General features: G+C 41.9%; 11 protein-coding genes. 7 read left to right on the top strand and 4 right to left on the bottom strand.

The window, feature by feature from the left end; translation table 11 throughout:
• Window positions 1-106: 106 nt before the first annotated feature.
• Window positions 107-2,074, bottom strand: a complete 1,968-nt coding sequence (gene rpsA, locus MusilaSJ_RS09120) for a 30S ribosomal protein S1 (protein WP_129569382.1) — start codon at window positions 2,072-2,074, stop codon at window positions 107-109.
• Window positions 2,075-2,315: 241 nt separating this feature from the next.
• Window positions 2,316-2,990, bottom strand: coding sequence for a hypothetical protein (locus tag MusilaSJ_RS09115; protein ID WP_274989676.1), 675 nt, complete (start codon window positions 2,988-2,990; stop codon window positions 2,316-2,318).
• A 242-nt stretch (window positions 2,991-3,232) separates the two neighbouring features.
• Here MusilaSJ_RS09115 and tyrS point away from each other — a divergent pair, with 242 nt between their 5' ends.
• From tyrS to MusilaSJ_RS09100, 3 genes are all read left to right on the top strand, one after another.
• Complete coding sequence (tyrS, locus tag MusilaSJ_RS09110) at window positions 3,233-4,516, top strand: tyrosine--tRNA ligase (protein ID WP_274989675.1); 1,284 nt, start codon at window positions 3,233-3,235, stop codon at window positions 4,514-4,516.
• A gap of 174 nt (window positions 4,517-4,690) precedes the next feature.
• Entirely contained in the window at window positions 4,691-5,185 is a 495-nt protein-coding gene (gene parS, locus MusilaSJ_RS09105; protein WP_274989674.1) for an Xre family toxin-antitoxin system antitoxin, read from the top strand.
• Window positions 5,185-5,640 (top strand): RES family NAD+ phosphorylase, encoded by a 456-nt coding sequence (locus MusilaSJ_RS09100; RefSeq protein WP_274989673.1) that lies wholly within the window; start codon window positions 5,185-5,187, stop codon window positions 5,638-5,640. The genes parS and MusilaSJ_RS09100 overlap by 1 nt, the downstream gene beginning before the upstream one ends.
• A gap of 133 nt (window positions 5,641-5,773) precedes the next feature.
• Here the strand turns inward: MusilaSJ_RS09100 and MusilaSJ_RS09095 are convergent, their stop codons facing one another.
• The gene (locus MusilaSJ_RS09095) at window positions 5,774-6,634 is read right to left on the bottom strand and encodes a sigma-70 family RNA polymerase sigma factor (RefSeq protein WP_090466905.1); all 861 of its coding nucleotides are present in this window, start codon (window positions 6,632-6,634) and stop codon (window positions 5,774-5,776) included.
• A 552-nt stretch (window positions 6,635-7,186) separates the two neighbouring features.
• Between MusilaSJ_RS09095 and MusilaSJ_RS09090 the strand changes: the two genes are divergently transcribed.
• A complete protein-coding gene (locus tag MusilaSJ_RS09090) occupies window positions 7,187-7,387 on the top strand; it encodes a helix-turn-helix domain-containing protein (RefSeq protein WP_274989672.1) in 201 nt (66 codons plus the stop codon).
• Between the two features lie 279 nt (window positions 7,388-7,666).
• On the opposite strand, the gene MusilaSJ_RS09085 is transcribed toward MusilaSJ_RS09090, so the two are convergent.
• Window positions 7,667-9,910 (bottom strand): sodium-translocating pyrophosphatase, encoded by a 2,244-nt coding sequence (locus MusilaSJ_RS09085; RefSeq protein ID WP_274989671.1) that lies wholly within the window; start codon window positions 9,908-9,910, stop codon window positions 7,667-7,669.
• A gap of 156 nt (window positions 9,911-10,066) precedes the next feature.
• Between MusilaSJ_RS09085 and MusilaSJ_RS09080 the strand changes: the two genes are divergently transcribed.
• The 3 genes from MusilaSJ_RS09080 (at window position 10,067) to MusilaSJ_RS09070 (ending at window position 13,372) form a co-directional block, all read left to right on the top strand.
• Complete coding sequence (locus MusilaSJ_RS09080) at window positions 10,067-11,503, top strand: APC family permease (RefSeq protein ID WP_274989670.1); 1,437 nt, start codon at window positions 10,067-10,069, stop codon at window positions 11,501-11,503.
• On the top strand, window positions 11,481-12,887 hold the full coding sequence (gene dacB / locus MusilaSJ_RS09075; protein WP_274989669.1) for a D-alanyl-D-alanine carboxypeptidase/D-alanyl-D-alanine endopeptidase: 1,407 nt from the start codon (window positions 11,481-11,483) through the stop codon (window positions 12,885-12,887). Before MusilaSJ_RS09080 ends, dacB begins: the two co-directional genes overlap by 23 nt.
• Window positions 12,888-12,976: 89 nt before the next feature.
• Entirely contained in the window at window positions 12,977-13,372 is a 396-nt protein-coding gene (locus tag MusilaSJ_RS09070) for a hypothetical protein (protein ID WP_274989668.1), read from the top strand.
• Window positions 13,373-13,417 lie beyond the last annotated feature (45 nt).

Below are 13,417 nucleotides of genomic sequence, written 5' to 3'. Positions count from 1 at the left end.
GCGATTGCTTCACACCTTTATAGCAATGATGTGGAATTAAAAAAGTTCACCTCAACAAAAAAGCCCCTCTGGAAACCGGAGGGGCTTATATAAGCTTAAGCTAAAATTATGCTTCTTCTTCAGAGCTGTTAGCAGCAGGTGCAGCCTTGCGGGCTTTGTTTTCAGCACCTTCCATTTGCTCTTTTAACTGAGCTAATACGCTAAGATCGCCTAAAGTTGATTTTTCAACAGAATCTTTCACTTTTTTCACCGCGTTAGTAGCAGCTTTTGCTTCTTTTTTGCGGTTTTCAAATTCCTGTACGCGGGCATCAGCGCGGGCTTCTTCCCAAATACGAGAGTGTGAAATAACGATACGTTTGTTTTCTTTGTTAAATTCAATGATCTTGAATTCAGCAGCTTCTTCGGCTTTTAAGCTCTTACCGTCTTCTTTAACCAGGTGTTTGGTTGGCGCGAAGCCTTCAACACCGTAAGGTAAAGCAACGATTGCACCTTTGTCGGTTACTTTGATAACAGTACCTTCATGGATCGAGTCGATAGTGAAGATAGTTTCAAAAGTATCCCAAGGGTTTTCTTCAAGCTGTTTGTGGCCTAAGCTCAATTTGCGGTTTTCAACATCAAGTTCAAGTACAACCACGTTTAATTTTTCACCAACTTTAGTGAATTCGTTAGGGTGGTTAACTTTTTTAGACCAAGAAAGGTCTGAGATGTGGATTAAGCCGTCGATGCCGTCTTCCAGTTCAACAAACACACCAAAGTTGGTCATGTTTTTAACTGTAGCTACGTGCTGAGTACCAACTGCGTACCTTTCAGCAGCGTTTTGCCATGGATCAGGAGTTAATTGTTTGACACCTAATGACATTTTACGCTCTTCGCGGTCTAAAGTCAATACTTGAGCTTCGATCTCATCACCAACTTTCAGGAATTCCTGAGGGTTGCGCAGGTTTTGTGACCATGACATTTCTGATACGTGGATCAAACCTTCAACACCAGGGATGATTTCAAGGAATGCGCCGTAATCAGCAACGGTAACGATTTTACCTTTAACTTTTGAACCAACCTGAATTTCTTCAGAAAGGCTTTGCCAAGGGTGAGGGGTTAATTGTTTCAAGCCAAGAGCGATACGTTTTTTCTCGTCATCAAAGTCAAGAACAACAACGTTGATCTTTTGATCCAATGCCAAAATTTCGCGTGGGTGCTCAATACGGCCCCATGAAATATCTGTAATGTGCAGTAAGCCGTCAACACCACCAAGGTCAATAAATACACCAAAGTCGGTAATGTTTTTAACGGTACCTTCCAATACCTGACCTTTTTCAAGGCGTGCAACAATTTCAGTTTTTTGGTTTTCCAGATCGTCTTCGATAAGCACTTTGTGCGATACCACAACGTTCTTGAATTCGTGGTTGATTTTAACAACTTTGAATTCCATAGTTTTACCTACATACACATCGTAATCCCTGATAGGTTTGATATCGATCTGTGAGCCAGGTAAGAAGGCTTCAACGCCCATAATGTCAACAATTAAACCACCTTTAGTACGGCTCTTCACAAAACCGGTGATGATTTCATCATTATCAAGGGCTGAATTAATGCGCTCCCATGATTTTTGAGTTTTTGCGCGTTTGCGTGAAAGTACCAACTGACCGTTAGCATCTTCCTGCGACTCAACAAAAACGTCAACTTTGTCACCGATTTTAAGATCAGGTGTGTCACGGAATTCTGATACTGATACTAAACCGTCTGATTTGAAACCTACGTTAAGCACAACATCTTTGTTGTTAACGTTAACAACAGTACCGGTGATAATTTCGCCTTTGGTGATAGAGCTGAAAGTTCCATCATACAATTTCTCAAATTTCTCACGGTCGTCATCGCTGTAGTTACCAAATTTTTTGTCGTCAGCATCCCAGTCGAAATCTTCGCTTGGTGTAGCTGCAATTTTTGATTTGATCTCTTCGATTGATATTGAATCAGCCTCTGATTCAATAGTTTCTTTTTCGCCAGACGCGTTCACTGTACCCAGTTCAGCTTCTTTCGCTTTTAATTCTTTTTCTGCTTCTTGTTTTTTTGCCATTAAATAATTTTTCTCCTTTTCCCAATTTGTTAATTGGGACTGCAAAGGTACGGATATATTTTATTGAAAAAAGAAATTTTTTAATGTTAATTGCTTATATTTTAGGTGTTTTTATAGGTTTTTTGGCAGATTGAGCGGGTAGGGGTTAAAGTTGAAGAGAATTTTACGCTGAATAAACCATTTGATAACATGCTTTGTGTTGTTTCTGTGCTATAAATTAATGAGTTATAATGGGCGAAATCTACTCACCTCCAACTAACTTAGCATCTATCTCTTCAAAAATGAGCATGAAATCATCAAGCATTTCTTCGCGGTAGATACTCAAAATATCATCCATTATTACCTCCTGCTCAGGTGTGAAGGGATTTTTCCAAACACGCATGCAGATACGTTTGAGCGCATAGGCAATTTGATGGGTTTCGGCATAAGTATGCAAATACTGGCTTTTTTTAAAGCTTTCGTAAAACTTGAAGAAAACGGCGGTATCCTCAAGTCCGGCAAAGATTAAAAAGCTTCTTATTTTATCTTCCCGGCAACCGGCCAAATGATTGTAAAATTCACTGACGCTTATTTTACCTGTGGTTAGCAGCAGGTTATCAATAATTAACTCAAGCGCAATATGACCTAAAAAAAATGGTTTAACCGGCGAGTTTATTAAGGCAGGGGCCAACAGCTTTTTAAGCTCATTAGAACGGGTGGTAAAAAAGGCGGATGAGTGAAAATACCGGTCGACATCAAGGTGTTTGTTCCATCCTGCTATGATCGAATTAACCTCGTTATCAATGTGGTGCAGTTTTTCTGGATGAAGGATGATGTTTTTATCGGCGTTTTTCAGCAGGTCGGGTAGCACCGTTCCCAGCACATGGTAGCAGTTGTTAGTATCCCTGTCGAAATAAAAATGCGATAAAAAATTCATAAGCCTTGCCTTGCAAAATACCCGGTTTTGCTCAAGATACAAAATATAAGTAATTATTTGAAACTGATTTTACCTGTAGTTAACCTATATAGATACGAATCATTCCGGGTAGTGGGCAATTAAATCGAATTGCACGAATTTTTCAGAGGGGTGTATCTACAATTAGTGTAATTCGATCTAATTACTGAAAATTAGTGTATCAATTTCATTTATATTTGCACCTTTTTGAAACAGAACTTGATATGAACTTTGTTGAAGAATTACGCTGGCGCGGCATGCTGCATACCGAAATGCCCGGAACCGAGGATATGTTAAATAAAGGTATGGCTTCGGGGTATATCGGGTTTGACCCAACTGCCGATTCATTGCATGTTGGTCACCTTACCCAGATCATGACCCTGATCCACTTTCAGCGCGCAGGCCATAAACCATATGCATTGGTTGGTGGTGCTACCGGCATGGTGGGCGATCCGTCGGGCAAATCGGCCGAGCGTAATTTATTATCAGAGGATGTGCTGCAGCATAACCTGGAAGCTGTAAAAAAGCAGCTCACCCGTTTCCTTGATTTTAATACCGGCGCCAACAGTGCCGAAATGGTGAACAATTACGATTGGTTTAAAAACTTTACTTTTCTTGATTTTATCCGCGATGTGGGTAAACACATTACGGTTAACTATATGATGGCCAAAGATTCGGTGAAGAAACGTTTGGAGGGCGACACAGGTATGTCGTTCACAGAGTTTACTTACCAATTGGTACAAGGCTATGATTTTTACTACCTGTGGAAACACCATAACTGCTCATTACAAATGGGTGGCAGCGATCAATGGGGAAACATTGTTACCGGTACTGAGCTAATCCGTCGCAAAGATAGCGGTGAGGCTTTTGCCTTAACTACCAACCTCATCAAAAAAGCTGATGGTACCAAGTTTGGTAAAACCGAAAGCGGGGCTGTTTGGCTTGATGCTGGGCGTACTTCGCCTTACCAGTTTTACCAGTTTTGGCTAAACACTACCGACGTTGATGCTAAATCATACATCCGCATTTTTACCTTGCTTGATCGTGAGGTTATTGAAGCGATGGAGGTTGAGCATGATGCGGCGCCACATACCCGCGTATTGCAGAAAGCATTGGCTAAGGATATCACCATTCGTGTACACGGCGAAGCCGAATATGAAAAGGCGATAAAATCGTCGGAGTTTTTATTTGGTAATATTGGCATTGAGTTTTTAAATGAACTTAATGATAATGAGGTATTAGACTTATTTGCCGGTGTGCCTAATTATAATATAGCATTGAGTGAATTGGAGCAGGGTATTAATGCTGCTGATCTTTTAGCTGCTAAAACAGCTGTTTTTGCCTCCAAAGGCGAGGCTAAAAAGATGATACAAGGCGGTGGCGTTGCTATCAATAAAGTTAAGATTGGCACTGCTGATGACGTATATAATAATGATGTCCTAATTGGCGGTAAATTTATTGTAGCACAAAAAGGTAAAAAGAACTATTTCCTTATAATTGCAGAATAAGTTCCTGATCAGACTTACGAAGTTTCCAAAACTTCGTAAGTCTTAAAACCATAGGTCAATGACTTAATGAACAATGACCCAATGATAAAAAAGCGATAGGTTAAATAAAATCTGTCGCTTTTTTGTTGGCTTTAATATTTGCAAATGCGACAAATGGTAATTATATTTGTATATATGTCGTATAAAGCAAAGCCGGATACTAAAAATGAGGTTAATGAGCCCATGGCAGCTTATGTTGTTCAGGGAGCTATGCCTTCGTTTTATAGTTTATTGAATGGCTCAAAACAGGTAAAAGCATCTTCTGATTTTGATATCATCAGCCTGGCACGTAAGGGTTTCCCTAAAAGTGCCTTACTTTCTCTGGCAAAAAAGATCTCCCTTAATATCCAGGAGCTTGCCAATATACTGCATATCTCCGAACGTACCTTACAACGCTACGAGGATGATGTCATTATCAAAACCGAATATGCCGAAAAGGCTATTGAACTTGCACGGCTTTATACCCGTGGTGAGGAGGTTTTTGAATCGATGGATAAATTCAAGATCTGGATCAAAACGCCGTCGGTGGTTTTCAGAGGAGAGGCACCCGTTACTATCCTGGATACATCTGCCGGCTTCGACATGGTTTTTAAAGAGCTTGGCCGCATCGAACATGGTATTTTTGCCTGATGATACTTTACCGTATTACCAAATGCAATTACGCCGCCGATCTGAGTGGCACCGGGGCTCGATTATATGGAGGTCGGTGGAACAGCGAAGGCAAGCCGATGCTTTATCTTGCTTCCTCCAGATCATTAGCGGTGCTTGAGGTGTTGGTACATTTGGATCCGTTGATAATACCGGGTAATTATTGTTTAACCGAAATTGAAGTGCCGGATAGCAAAATAATCACTGTGGAGGCTGAGCAATTACCTGAAGACTGGCGTGATATATCCGGTCCGGTAATTTTGCGCCAACTTGGCGACGCTTTCCTAAAAAAGCAGGAGTATTTAATAATGAAAGTACCATCATCAATTGTCCCCGCCGAATATAACTATCTGCTCAACCCCTTGCATCCCGATGCTTGTGAGGTGAAACTTTTAAAAAAAGAACCTTTTAGTTTTGACAGGCGGCTTATTTATTAGTCATTAACTCATTTTGATAAATCGTCATTAAGTCATTTGGGGGTGGTTATTGCATAGCAGCTAACCAAATAACCAAACAAAAAAGCCACCTGTTATATAACCGGTGGCTTTAATATCTCTTTTTAGATTAAAATTAACCTAAATATGATTTCAGGATCTTGCTCCTTGAAGTATGACGCAAGCGTTGCAAGGCTTTGTCCTTGATCTGGCGCACACGCTCGCGGGTTAAATTAAACTTCTCACCAATTTCCTCTAATGAAAGCGGGTGGTTAGTTCCTAAGCCAAAGAACAATACAATGATCTCGCGCTCGCGCTCAGTTAAGGTTGATAGTGAACGTTTGATCTCTTCAGATAATGACTCATTGATCAGGATCGAATCGGTGTTTGGTTCCTGGTTTTCCAGTACATCAAGCAATGTATTTTCTTCGCCCTGTACAAACGGTGCATCCATTGATACGTGGCGGCCCGAGTTACTCAGTGTGTCGGAGATCTTATCAACAGTGGTCTCCAATATATCAGCAAGTTCTTCGGGCGATGGTTCGCGCTCATACTCCTGTTCAAGTTTTGAAAAAGCCTTGCTGATTTTACTTAATGAACCTACCTGGTTAAGCGGTAAACGCACAATACGCGATTGCTCGGCAATAGCCTGCAATATCGACTGGCGGATCCACCATACGGCATATGATATAAATTTAAAGCCTTTGGTTTCATCAAAACGCTTGGCGGCTTTAATTAAGCCGAGGTTGCCCTCGTTAATTAAATCGCCCAGTGTGAGGCCCTGGTTTTGGTATTGTTTAGCAACAGATACAACAAAGCGAAGGTTAGTTTTGGTTAAACGCTCCAATGCCGCCTGGTCGCCCTCGCGGATCTTTTGGGCTAAAATTACTTCTTCTTCGGCGGTTATTAGGTCTACCTTACCAATCTCGTGCAGATATTTATCAAGCGATTGCGACTCGCGATTGGTAATGGATTGCGTTATTTTGAGTTGTCTCATCTATTTAATAAACCTCTCTATTCGTTATATTCTGAATAGAACGTGCAAAGCTAATATTTTGTTTCTAAAATAAAACATATAAATCAGAAATAGCAATACCAGTGTCAAATTTTATATTTAAAATTTTAAATTTATGTATAACGACTAAAATTTATTGTAAAACACTTAATTTATTGTGTTATTTAATAAATATTGTTTTTATTTGAATAGGATTAATATCATAACGTAATGAAAAAGGTACGCGCCGTCCAAACACTTGTTTAAATAGTATTTGATTTGTTTATTTTTCAATATATGGCTGCCGGCGTACAGCAGGGTTTTAAGGTGTGATAGAGGATAGGATAAAGACAACCGATGGCAGTAAAAGATGCGGATCAATATTACAGGGCACTATCGACAGAAGAATCATTTCACAAGAATAAGAGCAAACGTAATAGCTAAAGGATATAATTATAAATAGAGATATTGAGATTAATAATGATAATATCTGCTGTGTGGCTATTAAAGTAATTGAAAATGGGTTTATACTTATTATTAACTGTAATGTAAGTTATGGGCATAATTATTAATTTGGATGTAATGATGGCAAAGCGCAAAATGTCATTAAATGAGTTGAGCGGCAGGGTAGGGATCACCATATCAAATCTCTCGATCCTTAAAACGGGTAAAGCAAAAGCCATCCGTTTTGAAACCCTCGAAGCTATATGTAAGGCGCTTGACTGCCAGCCAGGGGATATTCTGGAATATAGGTGAAAGGTGAAAGGTGAAAGGTGAAAGGTGAAAGGTGAAAGGTGAAAGGTGAAAGGTGAAAGGTGAAAGGTGAAAGGTGAAAGGTGAAAGGTGAAAGGTGAAAGGTGAAAGGTGAAAGGTGAAAGGTGAAAGGTGAAAGGTGAAAGGTGAAAGGTGAAAGGACATTATGTTAAATAAGAGATATTATCTCATATCTCAAATCTCATATCTCACGTCTCATATCCAATCAGACAAAAAAAAGCCGCCCGTTAGGGCGGCCCTATTCATTAAATAGAAAAGCTATTAAACGCTTTTTTCTGCTTTAACAACCGCATGGATGCTCATAGGTTGTTTATTCATCTCTTTTTGGGTCCTGGCACTGGTTGCAGCCGGATGGCTGTTGAGGTGCGGGGCAATAACCAATGAAACTATCGACATTAACTTAATGAGGATATTCATGGATGGGCCTGAAGTATCTTTAAACGGATCACCTACAGTATCACCTGTTACGGATGCTTTGTGTGGTTCCGATTTTTTGTAGAAAATTTCGCCATTGATATCGCAGCCTTTCTCAAATGATTTTTTGGCGTTGTCCCATGCACCACCTGCATTGCTTTGGAAAATCCCCATCAATACACCCGATACGGTAACACCGGCCAGCAAGCCGCCTAAGACTTCGGGGCCAAAGGCAAAACCGATAATGATAGGTGTGATCAGCGCTATTAAACCAGGGGCAACCATTTCGCGGATAGATGCTTTGGTAGATATGGCTACGCATTTTTCGTATTCGGGTTTCCCTTCATAGGTCATGATGCCAGGGATTTCGCGGAACTGGCGCCTAACTTCTTCTACCATGGCCATGGCCGCCCTGCCCACCGCCGCGATAGCTAAGGCAGAAAAAATGAACGGGATCATTCCGCCAACAAACAGACCTGCCAGTACGTTGGCTTTATAAATATCAATATGTTCAATACCTGCAACGCCCACAAAAGCCGCAAATAAAGCTAATGAAGTTAATGCTGCCGAAGCAATAGCAAAACCTTTGCCCGTAGCGGCTGTAGTGTTACCAACAGCATCCAGGTTATCGGTACGGTGGCGTACTTCTTCGGGCAGGCGGCTCATTTCGGCAATACCACCGGCGTTATCGGCAATTGGCCCAAAGGCATCGATAGCCAGCTGCATGGCTGTAGTTGCCATCATACCGGCAGCGGCAATAGCTACACCGTATAAACCGGCAAAATAATATGACCCGTAAATACCCGATGCCAAAACAAGGATAGGCAGCACGGTTGATTCCATACCAACTGATAAACCACCGATGATATTGGTAGCGTGACCGGTTGATGACTGCCTGATAATACTCAATACCGGGCGTTTACCCATGGCGGTGTAGTACTCGGTTATAATCGACATTAAAGTACCTACTACCAGGCCAACCAATATCGATCCAAAAACACCGTTTTTAGTAAAAGGTATCACGTCAGTTTTTACCACCCCGTTAACTTCATCACGTACCATGTGAAATTCGCCCGAAGGCAACATCCATTGTACAACAAAATAAGTAGCTACAGCAGTTAGTATAATTGATGCCCAGTTACCTATGTTCAATGCTTTTTGCACACTGTCGGTTTCTGATTTGATTTTCACCATGGCTGCGCCTACTATCGAAAATATCAAGCCAAGGCCTGCAATTACCATTGGCAGCAATACCGGGGCAATACCGCCAAAATTATCATGTGATACAATCTCGCGTCCCAGTACCATGGTAGCCAGCATAGTGGCTACATATGATCCAAAAAGGTCGGCGCCCATACCGGCAACGTCACCCACGTTATCCCCTACGTTATCGGCAATGGTGGCCGGGTTACGCACATCGTCTTCAGGAATGCCGGCTTCAACTTTACCTACCAGGTCGGCACCTACATCGGCCGCTTTGGTGTAAATACCGCCGCCAACGCGGGCAAACAACGCTATGGATTCTGCACCTAATGAAAAACCGGCTAAAACGTCAAGCGCTTTTGCCATGGCTTCGCCGTTAACACTACTGCCTGCTATTTTAACAACATAAAACTGATAAAAAACAATAAAAAGCGATCCTAAACCAATAATAGCCAAACCGGCCACACCCAGGCCCATTACGGTTCCGCCGGTAAACGATACTTTTAAAGCTTGTGCCAAACTGGTGCGTGCAGCCTGTGTAGTACGTACATTAGCTTTGGTAGCAATACGCATCCCCAGGTAACCTGCAAAGGCAGATAGGAATGCGCCTATCACAAATGATATGGCAATAACCCAGCTTGAAGTGGCAACCGTAGTGCCCGACCAGGCCAGCAAAATACCTGCAACGGCAACAAAGCCGCCTAATATTTTCCATTCGGCACGTAAAAAGGCCATAGCTCCATCGGCAATGTAACCGGCAAGTGTGGCCATGTCGCCGTCACCGGCGTTTTGTTTGGTAACCCAGGCGGCCTTAATAGCCATAACAAGAATCCCGATAAGCCCCAAAACAGGAATTAAATAAATTAAATAATTGTTCAGAAAATCCATATCACAAATTTGGTTTAATAAAGTAGTACTGCTTGGTTTTAACAGTGTTTAATAACAATTGGTGATTGCAAAATAGTAATTTTATTTATTTACTATAGTGATCGTTAATATTAAAGTTTTTTGAATAGTTTAGAGATTTAAACCCTAAAATAATATATGGCGAAAAACTCATCGCAACCCAAAATGAAACATGAGCTGAGCTTGCTGGACGGTACCATGCTGGTATCGGGTTCCATGATAGGCTCAGGTATTTTTATTGTTAGTGCCGATATTACCCGTAATGTTGGCTCTGCCGGCTGGCTGATAGCTATCTGGGTTATCACCGGTTTCATGACCCTTACCGCGGCCCTAAGTTATGGCGAATTAAGCGGGATGTTTCCCAAAGCCGGCGGGCAATATGTATATTTAAAGGAGGCTTATAATAAGCTTATCGCTTTTTTATATGGCTGGAGCTTTTTCGCGGTGATCCAAACAGGTACTATTGCCGCGGTAGGTGTTGCTTTTAGTAAGTTTGCTGCGTATTTGATACACCCACTTAGCGAGGAGAACATTCTTTTTCAACTCGGTTTCTTAAAGATCAGTGCAGCCCAGTTGATGTCGATTTTCATCATTGTATTACTTACTTATATCAATACCAAAGGAGTAAAAAGTGGCAAACTTATCCAAACCACATTCACACTTACCAAGCTTTTAAGTTTGTTTGGTTTGATCATATTTGGTTTTGTAGCACTAAAGCCCGAAATATGGCATGCCAACTGGAGTAACGCCTGGGATATTCATAACCTTAAAGCGGATAATACAACTGTTAGCCTTACCCTTGCTGCTGCCATGGGGGCTATTGCAGCTTCGATGGTAGGTTCGATATTCAGTAGTGATGCCTGGAATAGCGTAACCTTTATAGCAGGTGAAATGAAAAACCCCAAAAGGGATGTTGCCTTAAGCCTTGGTCTGGGTACTTTGATCGTCACCATTATTTATGTATCGGCTAATGTGGCTTATACTGGTGTGCTTTCCATGCATGATATAGCGACGGCCGAAAAAGACCGCGTTGCGGTAGCTGCATCACACGTGATATTCGGCAACCTCGGTACTTATATCATTGCAATAATGATCATGATATCAACTTTTGGCTGCAATAACGGCCTGATACTTTCGGGTGCAAGGGTTTATTACACTATGGCAAAAGACGGGTTATTCTTTAAACAAACAGGTGAATTAAATAAATCTGGCGTACCCGAGTTTGGTTTATGGATCCAGGCCGTGGTAGCTTCGATACTTTGCCTAAGCGGCCGTTACGGTGATTTGTTGGATATGATATCCTTTGTAGTGGTTATTTTTTATGTTCTTACCATCTTCGGCATTTATATCCTGCGGAGAAAACATCCAAATGCTGAGCGCCCTTATAAAGCACTGGGATACCCAATTTTGCCTGCCATATACATTATTATGGGACTGATATTTTGTGTATTGTTGATCATTTACAAACCGCAGTTTACCTGGCCTGGCTTAATTATTGTATTGATTGGTGTGCCCATATATTATATTTCGCAACGGAACGTTAAAAAACAGGATGAGGCGCTTACTGGTAATTAGTTTTTTATTTATAGGAGGATCTGTTGCGGCGCAAACGCTTCAGCAAAAAATATCAAATGCTTTTGGCCGTTTACAGACCGATAGCCAGTGCAATTATGCTTCGGTATCGTTAACTGTGCTTGATGCCAAAACCGGGGAGCAGGTGTTTGGTGGTAACCCTAACATGGGTTTGGCTACCGCTTCAACGCTTAAAACCATTACCAGTATTACGGCCTTTAATATTTTAGGGCCCGATTTTCAATATCAAACGCAATTGGGTTATACCGGTGAGATTGGTGCCGACGGCACGCTTACCGGCGATATTATCATTAAAGGAGCCGGCGACCCAACCCTGGGCAGCTGGCGTTATGAGCAAACCAAAGAGGGGCATGTAATAGCCCTTATGGCGGATGCCCTGCAAAAGGCCGGGATCAAAAAAGTTAACGGCCGCATCATTGGCGATGACAGCATTTTCGGTACCCAATCCATTCCCGAAGGCTGGATCTGGCAGGATATCGGCAACTATTACGGAGCCGGTACATCGGGTCTTTGCTGGCGCGAAAATCAGTTTGATATAAAGCTGCGTACGGGTGCGGTTGGTAGCCCGGTTGGCATATCACGTACTGTTCCGCTGATGCCATACCTTGCATTTAAAAGCGAGTTGACAAATGGTTCTGCCGGCTCAGGCGATAATGCTTATGCTTTTTTACCGGTTGGCAGTAAAGTAATATATCTGCGCGGAACTTATGCTGTTGATCAGGAAAAAAAAAGTATTTCGGCCGCTGTCCCCGATGCTGCTTATGATGCTGCGTTGCGGCTCAATGATACGCTGAGGAGTTTAGGTATCATTATTGGTAATGAGCCGGAGTCAGCCAATACTTTGAGCGCTAAAAACCTGCCATTGCCCATAATTACTAAAAATCTGGCAACTATATCATCACCAACTTTAAGCAAAATAGTTTACTGGCTTAACCAGAAAAGTATTAACCTTTACGCTGAGCAGTTACTCAAAACCATAGCCTGGAAACAGGGCCGCAAGCCTACAACGGCAAATGGTGTGGATGAGGTACAAAAGTTTTGGGCGGCCAAAGGGATAGATGCCCGTAGCATGAATATTTACGACGGTAGCGGCCTTTCGCCCGGTGACAGGGTAACTACGTTAACGCTGGCCCGCATCCTGCAATCGGCAAAGAAGGAAAGCTGGTTTGCCGATTTTTATACAAGTCTGCCGGTTTATAATGATATGAAAATGAAAAGCGGTAGCATCAATAATGTGTTGTGTTATGCCGGTTATCAAACCAAAAACGGCCGAGAGCTTTGTTTTTCTATCATGGTTAATAATTTCAGCGGCCCGAGCCGGAGTATAAAGGAGAAAATGTTTAGGGTGTTGGATGAATTGAAGTAGGTCCCTGCCCCCTGAGAGGATTTTTATATCAACTTTTATTCTATTGGTAAACACCTTAACTTTATTGGAACCGTAATATCGAACCGATAATGAAAAGTTATAAACTTATTTTCCTTGCAGCACTGTCATTTGCGGCCTGCAAAAGCAAAACCAGCTCAAATGATGACGTGCAGTCTATCAAATTTAAGTTCACCGAGCTTGGCCGCGAAACGCAGTTCAGGATCACCTGCGATAAGTTTGATTATTACTTCCCCGAAGGGAAAGAAAAAAACTTTGATAAAAAGCCGGGCATTGACAGCGTGATGCAATTACTTACCGGTATGAAAATGGTAAATGACGGTACAGAACCGGACGTGCGCGGGAAGATCTATATTACACACACTGCTAAAGCCGTTGATACCGTATGCGTTGGCGCTAAAGCACTCAGCTACAAAGGTACAACTTATGAAACGCCACAGGAGCTGTTGGTGTTGATACAAAAATAGGTTGCACAGGGGTGCAAATGGTTTGTTGTAATCAAGCCATTGCTC

This window comes from Mucilaginibacter sp. SJ (genome assembly GCF_028993635.1).
Classification (GTDB): domain Bacteria; phylum Bacteroidota; class Bacteroidia; order Sphingobacteriales; family Sphingobacteriaceae; genus Mucilaginibacter.
The sequence above is the reverse complement of the archived record's forward strand: the minus strand, read 5'-3'. Positions and strand labels throughout refer to the sequence as shown.

What these genes read in the sequence shown, in the direction of transcription:
- rpsA (WP_129569382.1), bottom strand. Translation starts at nt 2,074, where the DNA reads ATGGCAAAAAAACAAGAAGCAGAAAAAGAATTAAAAGCGAAAGAAGCT.
- MusilaSJ_RS09115 (WP_274989676.1), bottom strand. Translation starts at nt 2,990, where the DNA reads ATGAATTTTTTATCGCATTTTTATTTCGACAGGGATACTAACAACTGC.
- tyrS (WP_274989675.1), top strand. Translation starts at nt 3,233, where the DNA reads ATGAACTTTGTTGAAGAATTACGCTGGCGCGGCATGCTGCATACCGAA.
- parS (WP_274989674.1), top strand. Translation starts at nt 4,691, where the DNA reads ATGTCGTATAAAGCAAAGCCGGATACTAAAAATGAGGTTAATGAGCCC.
- MusilaSJ_RS09100 (WP_274989673.1), top strand. Translation starts at nt 5,185, where the DNA reads ATGATACTTTACCGTATTACCAAATGCAATTACGCCGCCGATCTGAGT.
- MusilaSJ_RS09095 (WP_090466905.1), bottom strand. Translation starts at nt 6,634, where the DNA reads ATGAGACAACTCAAAATAACGCAATCCATTACCAATCGCGAGTCGCAA.
- MusilaSJ_RS09090 (WP_274989672.1), top strand. Translation starts at nt 7,187, where the DNA reads ATGGGCATAATTATTAATTTGGATGTAATGATGGCAAAGCGCAAAATG.
- MusilaSJ_RS09085 (WP_274989671.1), bottom strand. Translation starts at nt 9,910, where the DNA reads ATGGATTTTCTGAACAATTATTTAATTTATTTAATTCCTGTTTTGGGG.
- MusilaSJ_RS09080 (WP_274989670.1), top strand. Translation starts at nt 10,067, where the DNA reads ATGGCGAAAAACTCATCGCAACCCAAAATGAAACATGAGCTGAGCTTG.
- dacB (WP_274989669.1), top strand. Translation starts at nt 11,481, where the DNA reads ATGAGGCGCTTACTGGTAATTAGTTTTTTATTTATAGGAGGATCTGTT.
- MusilaSJ_RS09070 (WP_274989668.1), top strand. Translation starts at nt 12,977, where the DNA reads ATGAAAAGTTATAAACTTATTTTCCTTGCAGCACTGTCATTTGCGGCC.